The 21,769-nt window shown below is 63.6% G+C and carries 20 protein-coding genes; 9 read left to right on the top strand and 11 right to left on the bottom strand.

Annotation, left to right across the window (positions count from 1 at the left end):
• The first annotated feature begins 48 nt into the window (after nt 1-48).
• On the top strand, nt 49-1,710 hold the full coding sequence (locus K6I40_RS09750) for a tRNA uridine(34) 5-carboxymethylaminomethyl modification radical SAM/GNAT enzyme Elp3 (protein ID WP_222918835.1): 1,662 nt from the start codon (nt 49-51) through the stop codon (nt 1,708-1,710).
• 340 nt (nt 1,711-2,050) lie between these two features.
• Here K6I40_RS09750 and K6I40_RS09745 read toward each other — a convergent pair whose 3' ends face one another.
• Nucleotides 2,051-2,404: a hypothetical protein gene (locus tag K6I40_RS09745; protein ID WP_222918834.1), complete on the bottom strand. Its 354-nt coding sequence runs from the start codon at nt 2,402-2,404 to the stop codon at nt 2,051-2,053.
• Between the two features lie 91 nt (nt 2,405-2,495).
• Nucleotides 2,496-3,326 (bottom strand): ZIP family metal transporter, encoded by an 831-nt coding sequence (locus tag K6I40_RS09740; RefSeq protein ID WP_222918833.1) that lies wholly within the window; start codon nt 3,324-3,326, stop codon nt 2,496-2,498.
• 146 nt (nt 3,327-3,472) lie between these two features.
• Here K6I40_RS09740 and K6I40_RS09735 point away from each other — a divergent pair, with 146 nt between their 5' ends.
• The gene (locus K6I40_RS09735; protein ID WP_222918832.1) at nt 3,473-4,030 is read left to right on the top strand and encodes a hypothetical protein; all 558 of its coding nucleotides are present in this window, start codon (nt 3,473-3,475) and stop codon (nt 4,028-4,030) included.
• Nucleotides 4,031-4,234: 204 nt separating this feature from the next.
• Here K6I40_RS09735 and K6I40_RS09730 read toward each other — a convergent pair whose 3' ends face one another.
• Nucleotides 4,235-4,879 carry a hypothetical protein gene (locus tag K6I40_RS09730; protein WP_222918831.1) on the bottom strand — a complete coding sequence of 215 codons (645 nt, stop codon included), beginning with the start codon at nt 4,877-4,879 and terminating at the stop codon, nt 4,235-4,237.
• A 252-nt stretch (nt 4,880-5,131) separates the two neighbouring features.
• Here K6I40_RS09730 and rqcH point away from each other — a divergent pair, with 252 nt between their 5' ends.
• From rqcH to K6I40_RS09715, 3 genes are all read left to right on the top strand, one after another.
• Nucleotides 5,132-7,318 (top strand): ribosome rescue protein RqcH, encoded by a 2,187-nt coding sequence (rqcH, locus tag K6I40_RS09725; protein WP_222918830.1) that lies wholly within the window; start codon nt 5,132-5,134, stop codon nt 7,316-7,318.
• A 135-nt stretch (nt 7,319-7,453) separates the two neighbouring features.
• Nucleotides 7,454-7,696, top strand: a complete 243-nt coding sequence (locus tag K6I40_RS09720; RefSeq protein ID WP_222918829.1) for a hypothetical protein — start codon at nt 7,454-7,456, stop codon at nt 7,694-7,696.
• A gap of 137 nt (nt 7,697-7,833) precedes the next feature.
• Nucleotides 7,834-8,127, top strand: coding sequence for a hypothetical protein (locus tag K6I40_RS09715; protein ID WP_222918828.1), 294 nt, complete (start codon nt 7,834-7,836; stop codon nt 8,125-8,127).
• A 53-nt stretch (nt 8,128-8,180) separates the two neighbouring features.
• Here the strand turns inward: K6I40_RS09715 and K6I40_RS09710 are convergent, their stop codons facing one another.
• Together K6I40_RS09710 and K6I40_RS09705 are read right to left on the bottom strand one after the other, a co-directional pair.
• The gene (locus K6I40_RS09710; protein WP_222918827.1) at nt 8,181-8,723 is read right to left on the bottom strand and encodes an HTH domain-containing protein; all 543 of its coding nucleotides are present in this window, start codon (nt 8,721-8,723) and stop codon (nt 8,181-8,183) included.
• Nucleotides 8,724-9,157: 434 nt separating this feature from the next.
• Nucleotides 9,158-9,775, bottom strand: coding sequence for a hypothetical protein (locus tag K6I40_RS09705; protein WP_222918826.1), 618 nt, complete (start codon nt 9,773-9,775; stop codon nt 9,158-9,160).
• Between the two features lie 200 nt (nt 9,776-9,975).
• Between K6I40_RS09705 and K6I40_RS09700 the strand changes: the two genes are divergently transcribed.
• Nucleotides 9,976-11,043, top strand: a complete 1,068-nt coding sequence (locus tag K6I40_RS09700) for an mRNA surveillance protein pelota (RefSeq protein WP_222918825.1) — start codon at nt 9,976-9,978, stop codon at nt 11,041-11,043.
• A gap of 23 nt (nt 11,044-11,066) precedes the next feature.
• On the opposite strand, the gene K6I40_RS09695 is transcribed toward K6I40_RS09700, so the two are convergent.
• From K6I40_RS09695 to K6I40_RS09685, 3 genes are all read right to left on the bottom strand, one after another.
• Nucleotides 11,067-11,822 (bottom strand): helix-turn-helix domain-containing protein, encoded by a 756-nt coding sequence (locus K6I40_RS09695; RefSeq protein WP_222918824.1) that lies wholly within the window; start codon nt 11,820-11,822, stop codon nt 11,067-11,069.
• On the bottom strand, nt 11,819-14,812 hold the full coding sequence (locus K6I40_RS09690; protein WP_222918823.1) for an MMPL family transporter: 2,994 nt from the start codon (nt 14,810-14,812) through the stop codon (nt 11,819-11,821). Before K6I40_RS09690 ends, K6I40_RS09695 begins: the two co-directional genes overlap by 4 nt.
• A gap of 218 nt (nt 14,813-15,030) precedes the next feature.
• A complete protein-coding gene (locus tag K6I40_RS09685; protein ID WP_222918822.1) occupies nt 15,031-15,765 on the bottom strand; it encodes an MBL fold metallo-hydrolase in 735 nt (244 codons plus the stop codon).
• Between the two features lie 447 nt (nt 15,766-16,212).
• On the opposite strand from K6I40_RS09685, the gene K6I40_RS09680 reads away from it, so the two are divergent.
• A complete protein-coding gene (locus K6I40_RS09680; RefSeq protein WP_222918821.1) occupies nt 16,213-17,022 on the top strand; it encodes a hypothetical protein in 810 nt (269 codons plus the stop codon).
• Nucleotides 17,023-17,035: 13 nt separating this feature from the next.
• On the opposite strand, the gene K6I40_RS09675 is transcribed toward K6I40_RS09680, so the two are convergent.
• The gene (locus tag K6I40_RS09675; protein ID WP_222918820.1) at nt 17,036-17,383 is read right to left on the bottom strand and encodes a hypothetical protein; all 348 of its coding nucleotides are present in this window, start codon (nt 17,381-17,383) and stop codon (nt 17,036-17,038) included.
• Between the two features lie 310 nt (nt 17,384-17,693).
• On the opposite strand from K6I40_RS09675, the gene K6I40_RS09670 reads away from it, so the two are divergent.
• Nucleotides 17,694-18,239: an acyltransferase gene (locus K6I40_RS09670; protein ID WP_222918819.1), complete on the top strand. Its 546-nt coding sequence runs from the start codon at nt 17,694-17,696 to the stop codon at nt 18,237-18,239.
• A 114-nt stretch (nt 18,240-18,353) separates the two neighbouring features.
• A complete protein-coding gene (locus tag K6I40_RS09665) occupies nt 18,354-19,409 on the top strand; it encodes a DUF4013 domain-containing protein (RefSeq protein ID WP_255681941.1) in 1,056 nt (351 codons plus the stop codon).
• A 144-nt stretch (nt 19,410-19,553) separates the two neighbouring features.
• Here the strand turns inward: K6I40_RS09665 and K6I40_RS09660 are convergent, their stop codons facing one another.
• Together K6I40_RS09660 and rocF are read right to left on the bottom strand one after the other, a co-directional pair.
• Entirely contained in the window at nt 19,554-20,723 is a 1,170-nt protein-coding gene (locus K6I40_RS09660) for an NAD(P)/FAD-dependent oxidoreductase (RefSeq protein WP_222918818.1), read from the bottom strand.
• A gap of 115 nt (nt 20,724-20,838) precedes the next feature.
• Entirely contained in the window at nt 20,839-21,759 is a 921-nt protein-coding gene (rocF, locus tag K6I40_RS09655) for an arginase (RefSeq protein WP_222918817.1), read from the bottom strand.
• Between the last annotated feature and the right edge of the window lie 10 nt (nt 21,760-21,769).

Here is a 21,769-nt window from a genome sequence, read left to right as displayed (position 1 = left end):
TCGAAGAGTCCGACACGCTTATTCGCGAACGGCGACGAATTACGTGTAGTGAGTACCGAGACGCCAGAACCGACCGAAACCGAAGCGTTCGAACGGGTCTGTAAGACGCTCGTCGATCGGATCCTCGCCGGCGAGGTCGAGCGCGACGAGGTCGAGAAGGCCAAACTCGAGGCCTGTTCGGAACACTCGGCACCCAAGGTGCCGAAGAACTCCGAGCTGCTGGATTACGCGCCCGAGGAGCACCGCGAGGACTTAGAACCCGTGCTCCAGCGCAAGCCGGTCCGCACGGCTTCGGGCGTCTCGCCGGTCGCGATCATGACCTCGCCCGAGCGGTGTCCACACGGCAAGTGTCTCTACTGTCCCGGCGGACCCGACTCCGAGTTTTCGTCCTCGCAGAGCTACACGGGCGAGGAGCCCGCCGCCGCCCGCGGGGTCCAGAACGACTACGATCCCTATGGGCAGGTGACGCTGCGACTCGAGCAACTGCGCCAGATCGGCCACCCCGTCGATAAGGTCGAACTCATCCTGATGGGTGGGACGATGACTGCCCGGAGCCATGACTACCAAGAGTGGTTCGTCAAGCGCGCGCTCGAGGCGATGAACGATTACGACGTCGACAAGGAGCCCGAACCGGCACAGGGCGTCAGCTTCGCCGAGGATCCCGAGGAGTACGAGTTCAACTATCTCGAGGATGTCATCGCGGAAAATGAGACGGCGGACATCCGCAACATCGGGACGACGTTCGAGACGAAGCCGGATTGGTGCGACCCGGAGCAGATCGACCGAATGCTCGACCTCGGCGGGACGAAAGTCGAGGTCGGCGTCCAGACCACCTACGAGCGGGTCAACCGCGATATGCACCGTGGCCACGGCGTCCAAGAATCGATCGACGCCAACCAGCGGCTGCGGGACTCGGCGTTCAAGGTCGGCTTCCACATGATGCCGGGCCAGCCCGGGATGTCGAAGGAAATGTGTCTCGAGGACTTCCGGCGGCTCTTCGAAGAAGAGCAGTGGAAGCCCGATTACCTGAAGATCTACCCGACGCTCGTGGTACGGGGCACTGCGACCTACGACTGGTGGCACAAGGACGAGTACGACCCCCTCTCGAACGACGAGGCCGCGGACCTGGTCGCGGAGATCAAGGACATGATCCCCCGCTACACCCGGCTCCAGCGCGTCCAGCGGGACATCCCAGCGGACTTCATCGACGCCGGCGTCTGGAAGTCGAACCTCCGGCAACTCGCCCGCAAACGCATGGACGAGCACGGCTGGGAGTGTGAGTGCATCCGCTGTCGCGAGGCCGGAATGCACGACGAGGAACCCGAGACCGTCGAACTCGACGTGATGAGCTACGAGGCCTGCGGCGGCACGGAACACTTCATCTCCGTCGAGGACTTCGAGAAGGACCTCCTCATCGGCTTCTGCCGGCTCCGGTTCCCGAACAATCCCGTCCGGCCGGAACTCGAGAACACGGCGCTGATCCGGGAACTGCACGTTTACGGGACGGAGGTCGCGATGGGTGACGAGGGCGATACCGACCAGCATCAGCATCAGGGCTACGGCCGCAAACTGATGAACCGCGCCGAGGAACTCGCTGCCGACGCTGGCTACGATAAGGTGAGCGTGATCTCGGGCATCGGCGCTCGAGAGTACTATCGGAACAAACTCGGCTACCACCAGGACGGCCCGTACGTCAGCAAGCGACTCTAAGTCCCGTTCGGACGGCGGCCCGATGATATCCAGCGTGGTCGCAGTTCGGCGGCAATTTCCGCAGTAGACATCGCGTCACCGACGCCGAATGCGTTTTATTCTCATTTAGTCACGCAAAATATATACTTATAGAAGATTAGTGTAGCGTGCCGACACCTATCGTCACCGTTGTCAGCTCCCCTACTCCGACATCGGCACACCGCACTGCCTCTCGCTCGAGTGCGCTGCCACCACCCGCTTGATCCCTTGGAGCGACCATCGCGGCGCGTTCGTCGCCAGGGACCCCTTTTCGGACTCCGCTTTCGCCTCGTAGCGGTGACCCCAGTCGCTCCTGAGGTCGTCAGCGGGCAGCGTTTCGGTTCGTGCCCACCGCACGGCATTCGTAGCTCACGAGGACGAGAATCAGGACGATACCGGTTGTCCGGAACGCTAGCTGTTCAAACCCGACCGTGACCGACCCGTATACACCGCTGAGAAGCGCACTGAGCAGCAGGGAGAGACGGACCCGCAGTACCGACGGCCGGTCGTCGACATCGGTGACCACAAGATAGAGTTGCGACCCGAGAAGCGGACTCACGAGTAACACGACGAACGCGAAGAACGGGCCGCCGAGTCCAGCCAGGGCCCCGAGCAGAAAGGCGACGAAACAGATGCCTAGTGTGACGGCGAAGACGGTGTTCTCTCGAGAAACCATGACTACGTATCACTCAAACAATGTATATCTCTTCCGAATATCCGACGGGGACCAACACCGATCGGAGAGCGGATTCCGGGTTGATCCGCGTTCAGACTGCGAGGACGGTGTCGACGACGAGCATAATCGCGAATCCGAGGACGAACGCCGCTGTGGCGGTGTCGACGTAGCCGTGGCCATGACTCGAGGGGATGAGTTCTCGGAAGACGACGGCGATCATCGCGCCGGCGGCGAAGCCGGCGGCGACGGGGAAGAGTCCGGAGACGACCGTGACGAGCGAGAAGCCAACGGCCGCGGCGATCGGTTCCGGAACGCCGCCCGAGAGCGTGGTGTAGAACAGCGTCTTGGGGGCGGAGACGCCCGCCCGAACTGCGGGGACCGCCATCGCGAATCCGTCGGGGACGTTCTGGACGGCGATTGCCGTCGCGATGGCGAGTCCGAGTGCCGTTTCGCCGCTGGCGAATGCGATGCCGACCGCCAGCCCTTCGGGGACGTTGTGGATGGTGACGGTCCCGCCGACCAGTGCGGCCCGTCGCAGGTTGTCACCGTCGTCGCGGAGCGGTTCGGTGACAGTCCCTTCCTCGACCGGTGGTAAATCACCGGCTGGATCGAGTTCTCTCGTGCCTTCGACGCGTTCCCCGCGGAACAGGAGATGGAGATGGGGGAAGACGGCGTTGACCGCGAGGAGGAAGCCGCCACCCCCGAGGATCCCGGCGACGACCTCGAGTGGCGACCCCATCTCGAGCCCGGGGAGCACGAGCGCGAAGACAGCAGCGCCAACCATGATCCCCGCTGCGAGTCCGAGTGACCCGTCGTAGACGCGATGGCTGATCCGGTCGGTAAGCAAGAGGGGAAGCGCACCGATTCCCGTCGTACAGCCCGCGACCGTGGCGACGAGGACTACTTCGCCGAAGGGCGACATATCGTCTCCTTCGCCGCCGCTTCGAAAACGCTTACGGTCGACTTACAAACGATTACTCGCGGCCAGCGCTGTCGTGACCGGTTCGCCGTCATCTCCCGACCTGCTCCTCGGCCCGCCGGCCAAACGAATCCTCGTGGACGCGATCGGTGACGGACCTCGCCGAAGCCGACCTGGTTGAATTGCCGGCTGAACCGGGCGAGGATGATGGAACAGTCTTCGACTCGACGTTGACGGGGCTGCTCGCGATAAACGAGATATCGGTGTTCGTCGGCGAAATCGAACGTGACGAGATCGGCGAGCGATTGGCGACCGATCCGGACGCTCTCTATTCGGTCCAGTTCAAACAAACCGATCGAATCGACGACTACGAGATCTACACTGGGACCGAGCGGGACAACCGAGTCGCCGCTGTCGGTGACGACGCGATCGTCTACAGACGGGGTGACGGCGCGTTCGAGGCCGTCCAGTCGATCCTCGCCGCGCGACTCAATGGTGGGTCCTCGAAACGGACGGGGACGCGGCCTGGCTCACGGAGACCGGCGGTCGCGGCCACCTCGTGTTCGGTGGCTATGGCGGGCCTCCGGCGATGGCTGTCGAGAAGATCGGTGCCGAATCGACAACGTACGACGTGGGGGACCAGTACGACGATCTCTCGGCAGCCAACGGCGTCGTCGCGTCCGCTGGGATCGATGGAGACGAGATGACCGGTGCGTTCGCCGCCGCGTTCGGAGACTCGGCGGACGTTCCCGCGTCGCTTGAGGACGATATCGGGACGACGGCGACCGAGCGGAGTGTCGATGTCGACGGCGGTCGGCTTAGCGCGACCGCGCGGTGGGCGAAAAGACGATCAGGACGTCATCTGATTCGGTCCCAACGGTATACTCGATCCCGAGTGGCGTGCGTCGTTGTCAGTCGACCGTGACCTCAAGTTCGAGCAGGCCGAGGTGGGCGGGTGCGCCGCCGCCGTTGGTGCGGAACTCCTCGGGCGTGGAGTTGACGACGTTGTAGAAATCGGACTGACTGGTGGGAACGAGCGTACTGCCGTCGTCGCGCTGGAGGAACGCCGGGGTGTCCGTGCCCTCGATGAGGTCGCGTTGTTCCTGCCAGTCCTCGTCGGCGTAGATAAAGGTGCCAAAGGAAAACCGGCCCGCGGCGAGGGCGTCGTGTTTCGACATGAATAGCCCGGCCTCCTCGGCGTTGTACTCCTCGTCGCTGACCCAGGCGATCGCTGCGATACCCTCGGACTCGAGCAGGTAGAAGTCCCAGGAGAGCGTCGCGTCGAACACCGCCCAGACGCTACGGGGCCCGACGGTGTGGAGTTCGACGCTGAACGCGGGCCGCAGTCGCTCCCCTTCCGGCTCCGGGACGAAGGTGGCGTCGTAGCCCGGCGATCGAATGCCGCGGTCGTGGTAGACGACCCCGTCCATGTCGACGTCCGCCTCGATCCGGTCGATGATCCCGCTGATCGTGGCACCGCCCTGTCCCTCGAGGTGCTCGAGGAAGTCCGGAAACTGGGAGACGTTCTGCCACGGTTGCTCGTCGCCCGCGCTCATACGGGTTGCCCTCCGTGTGGGTGGCGTGATCGGTCTCGATGTCCGTCACGCGATATCGATCCGGCCGACTCGCAGGTGGTGCCACCGATAGCGTCGTCCATGGCTCCTACTGGGTGCTGGCGCGGATTAGGCTTTCCGACCTCGGGAGCGGTTCCGCAAGGCGGGCGCGGCTAATCAGTTAGCGCCAAAGCGAACCGTTCGGCGCTGGCGTCGGAGCGACACGTCTTTTTGACCGGGCCGGGCAGTGTGAGTATGGATCCAAAGCGGGAGCTCACCAGCGTCGACCTCGCCGCCCTCGTCGGGGAACTCGGTGCCTACGAGGGGGCAAAGGTCGACAAAGCATACCTCTACGGCGACGATCTCGTCCGGCTCAAGATGCGGGACTTCGATCGGGGCCGCATGGAGCTGATCCTCGAGGTCGGCGAAGTCAAACGGGCCCACACGGTCGCCCCCGAGCGGGTGCCCGACGCGCCCGGCCGGCCGCCACAGTTCGCGATGATGCTCCGCAATCGGCTCTCCGGTGCCGACTTCGCCGGCGTTGAGCAGTACGAGTTCGATCGCATCCTCGAGTTCGTCTTCGAGCGCGACGACGGCACGACCCGGATCATCGTCGAACTGTTCGGTCAGGGCAACGTCGCCGTCACCGACGGCGAGTACGAAGTGATCGACTGCCTCGAGACCGTGCGCCTGAAGTCTCGAACTGTCGTCCCGGGCTCGCGATACGAGTTCCCCGACACCCGGACGAACCCACTGACGGTCTCGCGCGAGGCGTTCGATCACGAGATGGACGACTCCGATACGGATGTAGTCCGAACGCTCGCGACACAACTGAACTTCGGCGGGCTCTACGCCGAGGAGGTGTGTACCCGTGCCGGCGTCGAGAAGGGGATGGACATCGACGACGCCGACGAGGACATCTACGAGCGACTTTACGAGACGATCGAGCGCCTCGCGCTCGACATCCGGAACGGCAACTTCGATCCGCGGCTCTATCTCGAGACCGCCGACGAGGAGGCCGGTGACGGGGCAGACGACGACGGTGCAGACGATGACGCGGTACCCGAGGGCGGTGACGCCCACGTCGTCGACGTCACTCCGTTCCCGCTCGATGAACACGACGACCTCGACGGCGAACCCTATGACTCGTTCCTCTCGGCGCTGGACGACTACTTCTTCCGGCTGGAACTCGCGGAGGAAGAAGAGCCCGATCCGACCGATCAGCGGCCCGACTTCGAGTCGGAGGTCGCCAAACACGAGCGCATTATCGAGCAACAGCAGGGGGCGATCGAGGGATTCGAGGAGGAGGCCGACTCATTGCGAGAGCAGGCCGAACTGCTCTACGCGGAGTACGGTCTGGTCGACGACATCCTCTCGACGATTCAGGAAGCCCGCGAACGCGATCGCTCGTGGGACGACATCAGGGAACGATTCGAAGAGGGTGCCGAGCAGGGTATCGACGCCGCCGAGGCGGTCGTCGGCGTCGACGGCAGCGACGGAACAGTCACCATCGAAATCGACGGCGAACGGATCAATCTCGACTCCCAGCAGGGCGTCGAACAGAACGCCGACCGGCTCTACACTGAGGCCAAGCGCGTCGAGGAGAAAAAAGAGGGCGCACTCGCGGCCATCGAGAACACCCGCGAAGACCTCGAGGACGCCAAGCGCCGCCGCGACGAGTGGGAGGCCGACGAGAGCGGTGGCGGGGACGAAGACGAGTCCGATGAGGACGAGTCGGACCTCCCACAGGACTGGCTCTCGGAACCGTCCATTCCGGTCCGCGAAAACGAGCCCTGGTTCGACCGCTTCCGCTGGTTCCACACCAGCGACGGCTTCCTCGTGATTGGCGGCCGCAACGCCGACCAAAACGAGGAGCTAGTAAAGAAATACCTCGAGCCCGGGGACAAAGTCCTCCACACGCAGGCCCATGGTGGCCCCGTCACCGTTCTGAAGGCGACCGATCCCAGCGAGGCCTCCTCGAGCGATATCGAACTGCCCGAGTCGAGCATCGAGGAGGCAGCCCAGTTCGCGGTTTCCTATTCGTCAGTCTGGAAAGACGGTCGCTACGCGGGCGACGTCTATGCCGTCGACTCCGATCAGGTCTCGAAGACCCCCGAGAGCGGCGAGTACTTAGAGAAGGGCGGGTTCGCGATCCGAGGCGACCGGACCTACTACCGAGATACGGCGGTCGGCGCGGCAGTCGGGATCCAGTGCGAACCGTACACCCGTGTCATCGGCGGCCCGCCAGCTGCCATCGAGGGCCAGGCAGTGACCACGATCGAACTCGAGCCCGGGCGGTACGCTCAGGCCGACGCGGCGAAGCGGCTCTACCGCCGGTTCCGCGAGCGCTTTGAGGACGAGACGTTCGTCCGCAAGATCGCAAGCCCGGATCGCATTCAGCACTTCATGCCGCCGGGCGGAAGCCGAATCAACGGTGATTGAACCGCGGCCCGGCGGCGGCCGTCTCGAACCGGTGTTGGGCGTCCAAACCCTCGTCTATCGCCCGCCTGTCGGTCCGGAAGCAATCCCGACATAGACGGCTCAATGTTATTCGGTATCTCCGGACTAGCGCAATTGATGAGCCTACTCGAGATACTCGCACCCGCCGTACTCGGCGGACTTGACGGACCGGTCATCATCGGCTGGGATATCATCGCCGCGCTGGTGGTCACGGTCGGGTTCGTCGTCTTTCTGGCACTCGGTCCCGGAACGCAGCCGTACCAGGCGGAGAGCGCCGAACCGACGCCGACGGACGATAGCGGTATTCGCGACGCCACGGAGGATCGATCCGATTCTCGGAGCGAGTCCAGAACCGATTGACGGGACCGATGCAGTTGCCGATTGACGGGGCCAATGCAGTTCACCTCTTGCTGTGACGCACTCGTTCGGCTCGAGACGCGAGGCGGGCTGCACTTGCCAGGTTCACAACTACACGGCGGATCGTGGACGCGACGACCATGGTGGACATCGATACCGACACCGACACGGAACCGGAACTCGGCACCGCGACCATCGTCTACGAGACGCCCGGCGAGACCGACGAGCGAGCCACCGTCGATAACGACCGGATCGCGTACTTTCAAGATCACTGGCTGTTTGCATACGGGACCGACGAGGACGGAAACGACGTCGTCCGCCGGGTCCCCAAGGAGCGCGTCCACTACGTCGAGCGTTCCGTCGAGGAAATCGAGGAGACCTTCGAGTCTGGCCTCGAGAAAGCGAAGGGGAAACTCGAGGAACTCAGGGACTGACGGCCGTCCTCGACTGAGTCCTGTCGTTCGAACTGCAGGCCGCGATCGCGGTGCTACTCTCCTTTCTCTGTCCGTGCGTGGTTCTCGACAGAGTCGTCGAGTCGATCTAGAATCGGTTCATCCCGGTCGGCGAACGGTTCGGTACTGCCGTCCTCGAGCGCGTTGAGGCAGTTCTCGACGGTGTAGGTGCGGTCGCCGTCTGAGCAGGGCGCAACGCACTGGAGGTCGTCGTCCTCGTAGACGGCGACACACACCGTCGGCACCTGGATTTCGGTGGTGGAACGGCGACTGAGCATCGATTCGGTCTCGTGTCGTTCGAACGCCGGGCGGAGCGTGTACCCCTCGCGATCGGCCCAGGACTCGAACGTGTCGACGGTGGGCGATACCGACGGCTCGGCGTCGCCGAGTTCCTCGAGCGCCGGTCGCACCGACGTCCACGTCTTGACGCGCACGTCAGCGTCTCCCGCACGCTCCTCGAGACGGTGGGCTCGCGCGACGATCGCTTTGAGTGGTTCCACGACGGCTGCGGACGCATTATTTCGGAGAAATACTTCGATCCGGACCGTCTCCGTGGAAGCTGTGTTTGCGTCCATCATTATCGCTGTCCGTTCTCGTTGGCAGCCACACTCATCGGGCCACCATTCAGGAGTATAAAGCTAACAACGTCCGGTCGATGTCGACTGTCGGGTACTGCGTCAGGTCCGTCAGCGCATCGCGATCAAGCGTCTCGGCGGCCCGAAACGGGCCACGATTTTCATCCGTCTTTCTCGCACAGTCAAACGTGCGTCATCACGACACGTTGATCTGGTATCCGGGTGATAGACCAACGCTCGGCCGGCATTGGAGCGCTGTCGCCGTCTTCGATGGATCCGACAACTCACTGTGCTCACCGGCCTCGTACGGTCTACTGTAAGTCATTACCGGCGCAACCCGTTCGCTCTGGGGTTGCGCCGGTAAATCGTTACAGTAATCCGTATCAGAACAACGATCACCGTCGACTATCGGAGAGATACGAGTCCGCCGCGCGATGCTACCGCCGTTTCGCGGCCGATTCGTCCATGTGCATTTCGTGAATCGAGGTCCGACTGTCGGAGGTGTCGTCGAACTCGGTCGTCGGACGGGTCGGCTGTCCCGACTCGGGACGCTCGCCCTTGTGTTCGGTATCGCGGGTCGCTCGGCGCTCAGCCGCGTCGTAGGACGATCCCATCGCGATCAGGAAGCCGACCATTGCGGTCACGAGCGCGACAGCGCCAATCGCGACGGCACCGATCGATGCCACCGCGCCGGAGAGGACCTGTCCCGAAATCAGCAGCGACGCTGCCGTCACGGCCGCGATCAGCGTGAGCAATCGAGCGAGCCGGCTGGTATCGAGCCCGTGGTAGGACTTCTCGCCGGTCGTATCGAACAACACCGTCAGGATTCCGTTGTAGGAATCGTCGGTCCGAGCGTTGCCAAGCGAGTGCGTCGACTGTGCGACCCACACGCCGGCGGTGAAGTTGAGAAGCGCGACGAACGAGATGAGACCGAGCTGCCCGTCGACGAACAGTCCCGTCACTACCGCACCCGTAAACGTCACCGCCATGATGGCGTGGGTGACGAGCGACCGAGTGCCGAAGTCTTCGAGCCGGGATAGGGATTTGAGGTTCATACTTGAACGGAGGAGCGTAGCGAGGATAGCGTCACTCCCTATCTATGTCAAATGGTGTAGGATAACACGACAGTCGGCTCCGCTACTATATCCTCGCGCCCGACGAGGAGACCGACTGAAGGGACGGAAACTGTGCTTGGTTCTCGAACGGCTGGACACCGATCGCAGTCCACTTACCGCCACCCCGCGAACGAACGCTCATGCAGATCAAAGACCGGGAGCAGGTCGAGGGCGGCCGCGAACGGGTCACGGTCGTTCCCGAGAGCGTCGACGACCTCTGGCACCTGCAGTACGTCCTCGAGCCCGGCGACCGCGTCGCAGGCGATACGACCCGGCGGATCCAGCGCAACGACGACCAGATGCGGGACACGGGCGGCGAACGCGAGCATATGTGGGTCGCCATCGCCGTCGACGACGTCGAGTTCCACAAGTTCGCCAATCGACTGCGGGTCGGCGGCGAGATCGTCGCCTCGTCCCGCGAGGACCAGCTAGACTTTCATCACACGCTCAACGTCGAACCGCGCGACGAAATATCGATCGAGAAGTGGTTCAAGCCCGATCAGGAGGCCCGCCTCGAGGAGGCCGAAGAGGCCACCGAGAACCCGGATGTCGCGATCGCGACCGTTGAAGAGGGACAGGCCCACGTCCACACGGTCGCACAGTACGGCACCGAGGAGCGGGCGACGATCACCGGCACGACCGGCAAAGGCGAGTACTCCCGCGGCCGATCGGAGCTGTTCGAAGAGCTCGCGACGGTCCTCAAACGCCTCGAGGTCGACGCGATCATCCTTGCCGGTCCCGGTTTCACGAAACAGGACGCCTACAAGCACCTCGAGGAGAACGAGGTCGAAGTCGCTGAGTTGATCACGATGGTCGACACGGCGGCCGTCGGCGACCGCGGCGTCCACGAGGTGCTCAAACGCGGTGCGGTCGCGGACGTCCAGGAGGAAACTCGCATTGAGAGCGAGGCCGAGTACATCGACGAACTCACGCGGCGTATCGCCGACGGTGCGAAGGCGGCGTACGGCCCCGAACAGGTGAAAAAGGCCGCCGAGTTCGGCGCGATCGAGCGCCTCCTCGTGCTCGACGATCGATTACAGAAGGAACGCGGTCCCGACGGCGAGTGGGCGATCAGCGTCGACGAGATCGTCCGCACGACTGAGCAGAAAGGCGGCGACGTGACGGTCTTCTCGAGCGAGTTCCCGCCCGGCCAGCAGCTCTCGAATCTCGGCGGGATCGCAGCGCTGTTGCGATATCGCCTCGAGTAGACGTGTGACGCGGGCCGTCTCCGTTATTCCACTTGCACTTCGTCGCTGGCCTCGATCAGCTGGATGAGCACGGAGGCGAACAGCGAGCCCGAACTCCAGATCGCTGTCTCACTGCCTTCGCCGCCGAGGACGCTCAGGAGGATGCTATCGTCGTCGGCGATGACGATCCGACCGGACCGCTCATCGTCCGTCCGGTGGGCCGGTGGGCGCTTGACGGTAACACCTTCGACATCGGCGAACTGCTCCTGGACATCGTCCCGTCTGCTCACGACGAGTATCGTGACGCCGGCCGCCGCGCGCTCAGCGAGCGTCCGTTCGATCGGCGCCGTGACGAGTTCTGGGAGGCGGGTCCCGAAGACGATCCGACTCTCGGCCTGCGAGAGGATATCGAGGGTTCGGTCGTCGACGCGGTCCCGGCCGCGAACCGTCCAGATGTCCTCCTGGGTCTCCTCGCCGTCCGGTTCGTTTTTGACGGCTTCGACGTGCTCGAACGCCCGATCCTGCTCGCGCTCGAACTGATCTCGGAGCGTCTCTCGCGCCTCCTCGACGCTGACCGGCCGGTACCGGATCGGACTCGACTGCTGAACCTCGAGCAGCCCGCGGTCCTCTAAGCTCTCGGCGACGCTGTAGACCTGCGAGCGCGGCACGTCCGCGATGTCGGCGACGTCCCTGGCCGTGCCCGCGCTCAGTCGATGGAGTGCGATGAACACCTTGGCCTCGTAGCTGGTGAGGCCCAACTGTTCGAAGGCGTTGATGGCCTCGATTTCGTCACTGCTCACTCGTCGTCACCCCGGTTGGGTTCGGTCCCGCCGTCGCTCGCAGTGGGCGTCGCTGTCCGCCCACCCGACGCGTCGAAGGAGACGTCTGGCCCGAAGTACCGCGTCCAGAGGACCAGCAGCGTCGGGAGGACGACGACGCTGGCCAGGAACGCGTAGGTGATCGTCAGCCCGGTGATGATCCCGAACTGCCGCAGTGCGGGGAGAATCGCGAAGGCGAGCGTCCCGAAGCCGCCGACGGTGGTCGCGGCACTGCCGAGCAGCGCCCCGCCGGTGCCGGTGACGGTCGTCTGCAGCGCCGACCAGACGTTGCCCTGGCGCTCGAGCTCGAGCCTGTATCGTTCGCTGATATGGATGCTGTAGGCGACGCCGAGCCCGACGGTGAGGCTGGTGATCATCCCCGTGAGCACGTTGAAGGGCATGCCGATAAGGTACATCGTCCCCAGAATCCAGCTGACGGAGAACGCAACCGGCAGGAGGGTCACGGCACCCAGCGAGGCGCTGTTACCCGTCAGCCGGTAAGCAACGGTGAGGAACAGGAATACCGCCACGAGCGTGATGATCAGGCTCTCGAGGACGGTATCGAGCAAGTCCTGTTCGACGATATAGCTGACAATGGGGTCGCCGGTTGCGATGGCGCTCCAGCGGCCATCGCTGCCGTCCTCGATGCCGCTGGCGATATCGCGCATTTCGCTGGTCGCCTCGCTCGACGTGGCGTCACCTTTGACGGCGATGACCATCCGGGCCGACTGATACTCGCCGCCGTCGGTTCGGTGGATGACTTGATTCGCACTCTCCGCGTCGATTTCGAAGAGTTGGTCGTACAGCGCCGTGACGTTCTCATCGGGAACGCCGTCGTCGTCGGTGTTGGCCGCGTTGAACGACTCGTTGAAGGACTCGTTCCGTCCGGCCGTCCGTTCCATCGTCGAGAGCGGGTCCTGTATGTCGGTCTCATTGGTCGCGAGCATGTGTGCGACACCGCTTTCGGCGGCATTCTCTCGGGCGACGTCGATTTCTTCGAGTGCCGCGGGATCGGTGACGTTCCCCTCGACGAGGATCTGTGCCTGCCGGTCCTGGCGCTGGAAGTGCTCGTTGACGTACTCGAGGTCGTCCTTGGCGTGATACTCGCCGGGTGCCATCCCGCCGGGCAGCGTCTGAGTCCACTCTGGAGGATTATCCGCGAGGAAGTCTTCCTCCTGGAAACTGGTGTCGACCTGGGTCGCGCCGTATGCGCCGCCGACGGTGAGCAGGGCAACGAGGAGGATGATGACCAGTGGAATCCGGCGGGCGGCGGTCGAACCGACCGTCAGGATCTCGCTGAAGCGGCCGCCGCCGGTCCCGAACGCGCGCTTGCGGCGATCAATCCCGCGGGACTCGAGGAACTCGTCGATCTCGACCTTGGCGGCGGGGATCAGCGCGCCGAAGACGATCAGCGCGGCGACGATCCCGACGGAGCTGACGATCCCGAACTCCCGAATGGGGGCGATCGGGCTGACGAGGTTCGAGAGGAAGCCGATGACGGTCGTGGCCGTCACCCAGACGAGGGCGGCTCCGACGCCGGCCAGCGCGGTCGTCATCGAGCCGCGGACGGTCCCGCCGGTGCCGTCGGTCTCGCGCTGCTCGCGATGCCGCATGAAGACGTGAATCGCGTAGTCGATCGAGAGCCCGATCAAGAGGACTGGTACCGCGACGAACATCTGGTTGAAAGCGATGTCCGCCCAGCCCATGAAGCCGAACGTCCAGACGAGGACGGCGACGATGCCGACGACTCCGAGGACGATGTCGAGCGGGTCGCGATACGCGACCAGCAGCGCGACGACGACGAACAGCAGGGCCAGCGGGCCGACGATGGCGAGGCTGTCTCCCATCGAGCGATCGATCTCGTCAGTAATCAGCCCGCTGCCGAAGACGAGGGAGTCCTGCGTCTGCGTCTCCGCCAGCTCACGGATGTCGATCTGGCTGTCGATTATCTGATCGCTGACTGCGCCGCCGCCCATCCCCTCGGCACTGTCGCCGGCGGTCGCCTGGGTCACCAAGGTCATCCGGGCCTCGGCCGTAGTACTGCCCGGATCGTACGACGGCGGCATCAACGCGATCGCGACGTTGTCGTCGGAGTTGTTTGCCGAAAGCGTCCCTTCGAGGGTCCGCTCGTACTCTTCGTCGCTCAGATCCTCGAGGGCCGCGATCTGCTCGTCGAGGGGTGGCCGATCCTCGCTTTGCAACGCCGCGTACTCCGCTTCGAGGACGCCGGCCGTCCCGTTCCGATACACACCCTCGAGTTGCTCGGTGAGTCGCTGATACTCGGGGTCTTCACTCGGATTCTCGGTCGACGACCGAATCGCGAAGCGCTGCGATTCGATCTCCCGAGCCTGTTGGACGGTCGACTCGTACTGGGCCGTCTGATTCGCGGTGAGCCCGTCGGTCGCGTTCTCAACGATGGTCTCGAACTGCGCCTCGAGCTCGGCCGACTGAGCCTGATACTCGGTCTGGTTGATCGACTCGCTCTCGTACGATGCATTCAACTGCTCGTACTGGCGCTGGAGCCCAACCGTCTCGTTGAGACCCGACTCGAGTCGCGCGCTCGTCTCGTTTAGCGCCGCCGCTTCCTCGTTTCTGATCGCGGAGATCGCGATGAGGTTCTCGACGCCGGTTATCGACTGGTTCTCGACGAGCGTGGCATTGATCGACTCGTTCGCCCGGAGTTCCTGCTGGAACTCGAGCGACGAAATCAGCGACTCTCTCGTGAGCACGTTGTCGCCGCGTGCGATTACCTGGACGCGGGTCGTGTTCTCCTGTTGCTCGCTCGTGAAGTTCTCATTACTGCGCTCGAGGGCTTTCGCTTCCTCGGATTCGCCCTCGAACTGGGAGAGCGAGGAGTCATCGTCAACCATCGGCATTCCGGCCCCGATGAGCGCCGTCAGGAGCAGGAGAACAACGAGTACGATACGTGTATGCGACGTGATGGCGTCCGCGAACCGGTCGAGGACGCTCATTTGGTCACCTCGTTGTTCGTCCGCCACGGATCGGAGGGAAACATTCTGTTGTTATGATCCTACAAACGCGATCGTATATACCTGTTTGGAACGGGCCTCAGTGAGGCATGAATCCAATAACAGAGCGTCACGAAGCCAATATAGCCATCGCTGTCGGAGATCGATACCTGCCTGACAGCGAAACCTGGTCACCGATTCGGCCGCCGGTCGTCGCGGTGCTACTCGATGGAAACCGTCTTGAGATCCTCGGCGAACCGAACGTCACCGTCGTAGTGAGCGCCGATTGACTCGAGCATCTCGTCGTGACGGCCCTCAGTGTGTGGATAGAGGTGAGTCAGGTAGACGCGCCCGATGTCGCGGCCGGCCAGCGCCCGGCCGAGCGTGTCCGGTGTCGGATGATTCGAGACGTCGACATCGTCGGGGAACGAGCAGTCGTGGGCGAGGATCGCCGATCCCTCTGCGAAGTTCGCCAGCCCCGTGAAGGCTTCGCTGTCGCCGCTGAACGTAAAGCGGTCGTCGAATCGATAGGCCAGACAGGGCAGCGAGTGGCGCGTTTCGTAGGCCGAGACATCGAAGCCGGCAACGGAGAACTCGCCGTCGACCACCTCTCTGACCTGCAACTCGATCTTGTCTCGCATGTATTCATGGACCGAGAGCAGGTCGTCGATCAGCGCTTTCGTCCCCTGTGGCCCGACGACCTCGAGGTATTCCTCGCCGGCGAGCCAGCGTGCCTTCATCAGCGGCAGCAGGTCGGCGACGTGGTCGAGATGGTGATGTGTCAGTAGAACGGTCGAGACGTTCTCGTAGCCGACGCCGGATTGCTGGAGCCGCTGGAGCGCGCCGGCACCGCAGTCCAGCAGCAGCGTCCGGCCATCGTCCTGCACGAGGATCCCCGCCTGAAAGCGTTCGCCGGTGGGCATCGCGCTGCCCGTGCCGAGAAAGGTGACACGCATACGCGGCTTTGGAACGGCCGTCCCGATAACAGTTGTTATAGATACGATCTGCTGGTCTGCAGCGCGCTTCGTCCCCCGTTCCGTGCGGTCGTTTTCCGGGTGCGAAGACGTATTCGCGGGAGCAACCGTCGGCATCAATTCGATAGCGTGACGAACAGCTCGAGCCAGCTCGTGATTCTCCACGGACGGGCTGTTGCGGGACGAATAGCTAACTCACCAGCGGCCGACCCGACCCGTATGCGTGTGCGGTCTCGAGGCCTACGGCGAACCGATCTCGATCGAGATGGCCGATCCGCCGCCGCTCGAGTCCGAGCGACTGGCCAGGTAGCTCCACAGTGTGAGCCGCCCAACGGCAGCGGTCGCGACGAACTCACCCCGTGGGAAGCCCGGCGACCGATCGGCGGATTTATCGCCGTCTCGCGCCGATCGACGGATACGAATCGCACCATGACTGTCGTTCTTGCCGGCGTCGGCGCTGACAGCACGAACGTCGGCGCGCTGGCTCCGCTCTACGACGACGGCCGCTTCGAGTACGTCCCGATCCCAGAGAAAACGCGGGAGACAACCGAATCTGAAACGCTCGGCTCGTGGGAGTTACGGGCCGGCGACGGCATTGCGGCGGATCTGACGACTCGCATCACGCCCCAGCCCGTCCACGACGGGACGGAATCTGTCACCGACGAGGCCCTCGAGTCCTGGCCCCTTCATCGCGATCCAAACTTCGAGGGGCTGACTTACGGCGAACACCGGACCAGCGGCTACGTCTCGCGACTGCAGGCGCTCGAGCCGGGCGACGTCGTCGGATTCTATGCGGGCCTGCGACGGCCCGACGGGGACCGCGCGCACCGCTACCTGATCGGCTACTTCACCGTCGACGACGTGGCCGTCGTCGGCCCCGAGACGCCGCCGACCGAGCGCGAGGCGATTCTCGAGGCCCACCCGGCGAACGCCCACGCGAAACGCGCTCGGGACGGCGACCTGTATCTCGAGAAGCAGGTCGTGATCGTCGACGGCCGCGAGCCCGGCGGCCTCTTCAAGCGCGACCCGATCCGGATCAGTGACTACTACGTCAGGGAGGGCAACGAGCGAGCGCAGTACTACCTTCGCGACGAGATCGCGTCCGAGTGGGACGTTCAGGCCGGCGGCGCGAACATGATGTTCAAGCCGGCCTATCGGTGTGGGCTCTCGGGCGCTGCGTTCCGGGAACTGGTCGGTCTTCCCGGTGATCGCTCGGCCACACGGAACGGTCGCATCTGAGGGCTTCGGGGTTTTATTCGACTGAATCGATTTCGACGTCCTCGAACTGTGTGAGGAACGGTTTGACCTCGTCGAAATTCGGTCCGATCGTCACGTCGTCTGCCGATCGATCGTAGTCGACGACGCCGTACGCCGCCAGCCGCGGGAGGTGATCGTGTGTCAATGCGACGAGAGCGCTTTGATGAGATTCGAGACGGGAGTCGCTGCCGTCGTCGTTCGACGGTGCGAGGTGACCTGCAAGTTCCCGAACGGTCGCCCGCTCGACGGCAGAGAGATACCACAGGAGGGATCGATGCGTCGTATTCGAGAGAATGGTGAAGACTGTATCGGTCTCGAGGGTCGCCTGTCTGGTCTGTGCCATACGCGATGTTCGCCGCCCATCGGAACAGCCGTGTTCCCTTCATGCGTAGGCTTTCCGTACCCAGTGGTTTCGATGGCTGTCCCCTCGACGCAGTCCGGGCCCGGTCCTGTGGATCGAATCATACCACCAGCGATCGTTTCGGTAATCAGACCGAAGCTCGAGGCGGTCCGGATTCGACCGCCAGACTGGTGGTCGGCACGCTCTGGATTTTCGGGCTGGATCACGGGGACGACTGGTGGCTCTCATCGCGAGGGTGCCCCGGTTCCGTATTGATCGGTTTGATGTACCACTACATCAAACGGGATAGTCAGTGACGACTTCCGACGAACCGACGCCGCGACACGATCGCGTCGAGCGTCACGCGACGCCCGGGCCGCAAAATTCGCTGGCCCACTGGACCGCCGCTCGCAACCCGCTCCGGGTCGCGATCAATTATATCGTCGTCTGGCTCGTTCGGATTTCGCCCAGCCTCCGACTCAAGCGCTGGCTCCTCCGACGGATCGGCGTCACGGTCGGGGAGGGCGTTTCCTGGGGGCTCGAGGCCACGCCGGACGTCTTCTGGCCGGATCTGATCACCGTGAGGGAGGACGTGATTATCGGCTACGACGCGACGATCCTCTGTCACGAGTTCCTCCAAGACGAGTATCGAACGGGCGAGGTCATCGTCGGCGAACGGGCGATGATCGGGGCCGGTGCGATCGTTCTCCCAGGCGTCGAGATCGGCGAGGGGGCTAGCGTCGCGGCGAACTCCCTCGTGACACGTGACGTGCCGCCCGGAGCGACGGTTGCGGGCGTGCCGGCCCGACAGATGGGCGATGACGGCGGCGATGAGGACGACTTTCCGGCCGCGACGTAACGATCTCGGCTCAGCCGATCGGTTTGCAGCGTCTGTAGTACGGTTTCTCTGCATTTTCGCGTCTCGCTTTCGTTCACTGCCGATTATATTTGAAAACAGAATTACTATACAGCAGTGAACGAATCCCCGCTCATGTCGTACTGTCACGACTGTGACGAAGAATTTGAGATGGGGACGATCCTCTGTCCGGAGTGTGGATCGAAACTGGCTGGGGGGAGCGACGACGGTACGGAATCGTCGTCCGGGTGGTCGAGCGACGACTCCACAGCTGACGATACCGGGTGGTCGAACGATGGGGCCGCGAGTACCGACGCGGCGTCCGGGTGGTCAGGCGACGACTCGAGGAATGGAGGTGGCAGTTGGTCGAGTGCAGACTCCGGGGGTAGCGGTGGGGCAACGACCGTCCATCAAGGTTCGATTCCAACGGCGTCGGAATCGGGGAGATCTGATCCGTCGGAGCCGCGATATCACGATACGGATATCTTCGAGTTCTCGTTTATGTTCCCGCTCGGGAAGGGCGGCAAGCCGTTACTGATCGACTCCGTTCTCGTCTTCTTCTCGTTTCTCCTCGTCCCGTTGCTCTTCTCCTACGGCTACTCCTATCGAGTCGGCCGCGCAGCAGCGCGGGGAGACGGCGAGGTCCCGTCGTTTGACGATTGGGGTGGACTAGGAAAGGATGGACTGATCCTCATTGCCGTCTACTTTGGCGTCATGATCGTACTCGGTGGGGTGATGGCCGCGTTCTTTGGCGCACTAGTTGCGGTCGGGGAGTCCTCGACGCTCGTGTTGCCACTCCTCGGGATCGCGGCGCTTACCCTCTTAGCAGGCGTATACATCCTCGGCGCGATCATCCCGGTACTGATCGGAACGGGCAGCGTCAGTGAGACGTTTTCGAACGGTCGACTCCTCGAGTTCGCGTTCTCGATGCACTATCTCAAGGGAATGGTGCTCCTGTTCGCGTTCTCGACCATTCTGTCGATCGCAGTCAGTATTGTCGCGGTGATCCTCATGATCACCATCATCGGTATCCCTCTATTGATTCTGCTGTACTTCGTGGCCATGGCGTACGTTGCGAATCTCTCGTTCGCCATGTGGGGCTACATCTACAACGAAGCGGCAGCGGCCGGCGACGTCGAACCTGTCGAACCCGACGCACCGCTCGGGCTGTAATAGCGGTCTATACCGAATTCACGTATCGACGAGTCTGATCGAATACCGTTTTGCGAAGCGACCCGTCAGCGGAACTCGGAATACAATCGTACCGACCGGGGACGTGATGCACCGACAAACGTGGTTCGGAATACGACCCGAGAATTACAGCGACGACCAGGACTTCCGTGCCTTGTTCCAAGATGTGATGTCGGCGATCCAGCGGGCTGCAATCATCTTCTTCAAGTTCTGGGCCGGGATACCGCCGAAGGTATCGACGGGCAGGGAGATCCCGAAGGCCGGCTTCACGTCGTGGGCGACTGCCTTCTCACCGACGGAGATGACGGTCCCCTTGTCCACGTGTTCCCAGGTCTGGAGCGGCCGGTTCTCGATCGCACGGGAGATGTTCTCACCGGCGACATCCGCGGCTTGCCAGGCGGCCTGTGCCGTCGGCGGCGCGGGCCGATCGCCCTGATCGATGATCGCCGAGTCGCCGATCGCGAACACACGCTCGTCGGAGGTCTGGAAGTTCGCGCCGGTGTTGACGCGGTTGTGTTCCTTCTCGAGGTCGGCGGTATCCATTGCGTCCCGACCCGTGATGCCGCCGGTCCAGACGAGAATGTCGTGGTCGAGGGGCTCGCCCTCGTCGAACTCGATGTGGTCCTCGGTGGCCTCGGTGATCGGGTCGTCCGTATGGATCTGGATGCCGGCTTCCTCGAGCAGGTCGCGCAGGGCCTGCTGGACCTCGGGGTCGTTGCCGGGGAAGATCTCCTCGAGTGCCTCGACGAGGTGGATCTCGATGGGTGCGCGGTGCTCGTCGCGGAATTCGGCGATCTCGCCGGCGGTCTGGATGCCGGAGAGGCCGGCACCGCCGATGACGACCTGTGCGGGATCGCCGCGGGTGGCGTCCTGGCTGGCCTCTTTGACGGCCTCGTGGATCTCGAGTGCGTCGTCGAGGCTCTTCAGGGTCAGGGAGTGGTCCTCGAGGCCAGGGATGCCGTAGTAGGCGGTCTGGCTGCCGAGACCGACGAGAACGTAGTCGTATTCGACGTCGTCGCTGTTCGTGAGTTCGACGACCTGCTCGTCGACGTCGAGGCCGGTGACTTCGTCCCGGATGAACCGGGTCGACGGGTCCGCGATCTGATTGACCGGGAACGTGATGTCGGACCGAACGTCCGGGTCTCGAATGACGCGGTGGGACTCGTGTAGCACGAGGTGATAGTCGACGTCAGCGATCCAAGTTAACCGCGCGTTGTCCCCAAGCTCCGACTGGAGCTTGTTGATTGCACCGGTACCGGCATATCCAGCACCGAGCACGACGACGTTCTCAGTCATATCCCACACTGGGAAACACTATGATACAAAGCTGTTGAAACAGGAACCAGTGTGTTCACGGTTCGCATACCCTTGATTCGGTTACGAGTTCGCTGTGAACTCGTCGTCGAACCGCTCAGAGGATCCGCTCGCCGAACGCGCTCGCGGTTAGTTCTGCCGCCAGCGTCGCTGTTTCGTTCGCCTTGTCCAGGATCGGATTCACCTCGACGACGTCCATCGATCGGAGGATTTCCTCGGCCTCATCGTGTCGGGAGAGCGCCTCGAGTGCGGCGTGGGCTTCCCGGTAGGTGACGCCGCCACGGACGGGGGTGCCGACACCGGGTGCTTCCTTCGGATCGAGCCAGTCGAGATCGAGACTGACGTGGACGCCGTCGGTGCCGTCGGTCGCGACTGCGAGGGCGTCGTCGACGACCGCGGAAATCCCCCGCTGATCGATATCGGACATGGTGAATGCGGTCATGTCGCTCTCACGGATCAGGTCGCGCTCGCTGTCATCGATGCACCGGAGCCCGACGTAGGCGATCGACGACTCCCGTAGCCGGGGCGCAGGTGCCCACTCCGTCTCGCCGAACGCGCCGCGACCGAGGGCCGCGGCCAGCGGCATTCCGTGAACGTTCCCGCTGGGGGTCGTCTCAGGTGTATTGAGATCGGCGTGGGCATCGAACCAGATCGCACCGAGGTCGGCGTCGCGTGCTGAGCCGGTGAGTGAGCCGATCGCGACCGAGTGATCCCCGCCCAGAACGAGCGGGAACTCGCCGTCCGCGAGCGTCGCTGCGACCCGGTCGCTCACCCGTTTGCAGACGTCCTCGACTTCCCGGAGGAACTTCGCGTTCCCCCGACTGGGCTGGTCGGCATCAGGGTCTCGCTCTTCCGCTCGCGGCATCGTCAGGTCGCCGTCGTCGATGGGCTCGACGCCCGCCCGCTCGAGGCCGTCCGCGAGGTCCGCGTACCGAATCGCGGACGGTCCCATGTCGACGCCGCGTCGATTCGCCCCGTAGTCCATCGGCGCACCGATGATTCTGACGGTTCGGTCCATACCGTCGATA

The organism is Natrinema sp. SYSU A 869 (genome assembly GCF_019879105.1).
In the GTDB taxonomy this organism is placed as follows: domain Archaea; phylum Halobacteriota; class Halobacteria; order Halobacteriales; family Natrialbaceae; genus Natrinema.
The sequence above is the reverse complement of the archived record's forward strand: the minus strand, read 5'-3'. Positions and strand labels throughout refer to the sequence as shown.

Bases quoted from the DNA above. Each gene is read 5' to 3' on its own strand.
- K6I40_RS09745 (WP_222918834.1), bottom strand. From the start codon at position 2,404: ATGGTTTCTCGAGAGAACACCGTCTTCGCCGTCACACTAGGCATCTGT.
- K6I40_RS09740 (WP_222918833.1), bottom strand. From the start codon at position 3,326: ATGTCGCCCTTCGGCGAAGTAGTCCTCGTCGCCACGGTCGCGGGCTGT.
- K6I40_RS09730 (WP_222918831.1), bottom strand. From the start codon at position 4,879: ATGAGCGCGGGCGACGAGCAACCGTGGCAGAACGTCTCCCAGTTTCCG.
- rqcH (WP_222918830.1), top strand. From the start codon at position 5,132: ATGGATCCAAAGCGGGAGCTCACCAGCGTCGACCTCGCCGCCCTCGTC.
- K6I40_RS09720 (WP_222918829.1), top strand. From the start codon at position 7,454: ATGAGCCTACTCGAGATACTCGCACCCGCCGTACTCGGCGGACTTGAC.
- K6I40_RS09715 (WP_222918828.1), top strand. From the start codon at position 7,834: ATGGTGGACATCGATACCGACACCGACACGGAACCGGAACTCGGCACC.
- K6I40_RS09710 (WP_222918827.1), bottom strand. From the start codon at position 8,723: ATGATGGACGCAAACACAGCTTCCACGGAGACGGTCCGGATCGAAGTA.
- K6I40_RS09705 (WP_222918826.1), bottom strand. From the start codon at position 9,775: ATGAACCTCAAATCCCTATCCCGGCTCGAAGACTTCGGCACTCGGTCG.
- K6I40_RS09700 (WP_222918825.1), top strand. From the start codon at position 9,976: ATGCAGATCAAAGACCGGGAGCAGGTCGAGGGCGGCCGCGAACGGGTC.
- K6I40_RS09690 (WP_222918823.1), bottom strand. From the start codon at position 14,812: ATGAGCGTCCTCGACCGGTTCGCGGACGCCATCACGTCGCATACACGT.
- K6I40_RS09685 (WP_222918822.1), bottom strand. From the start codon at position 15,765: ATGCGTGTCACCTTTCTCGGCACGGGCAGCGCGATGCCCACCGGCGAA.
- K6I40_RS09680 (WP_222918821.1), top strand. From the start codon at position 16,213: ATGACTGTCGTTCTTGCCGGCGTCGGCGCTGACAGCACGAACGTCGGC.
- K6I40_RS09675 (WP_222918820.1), bottom strand. From the start codon at position 17,383: ATGGCACAGACCAGACAGGCGACCCTCGAGACCGATACAGTCTTCACC.
- K6I40_RS09660 (WP_222918818.1), bottom strand. From the start codon at position 20,723: ATGACTGAGAACGTCGTCGTGCTCGGTGCTGGATATGCCGGTACCGGT.
- rocF (WP_222918817.1), bottom strand. From the start codon at position 21,759: ATGGACCGAACCGTCAGAATCATCGGTGCGCCGATGGACTACGGGGCG.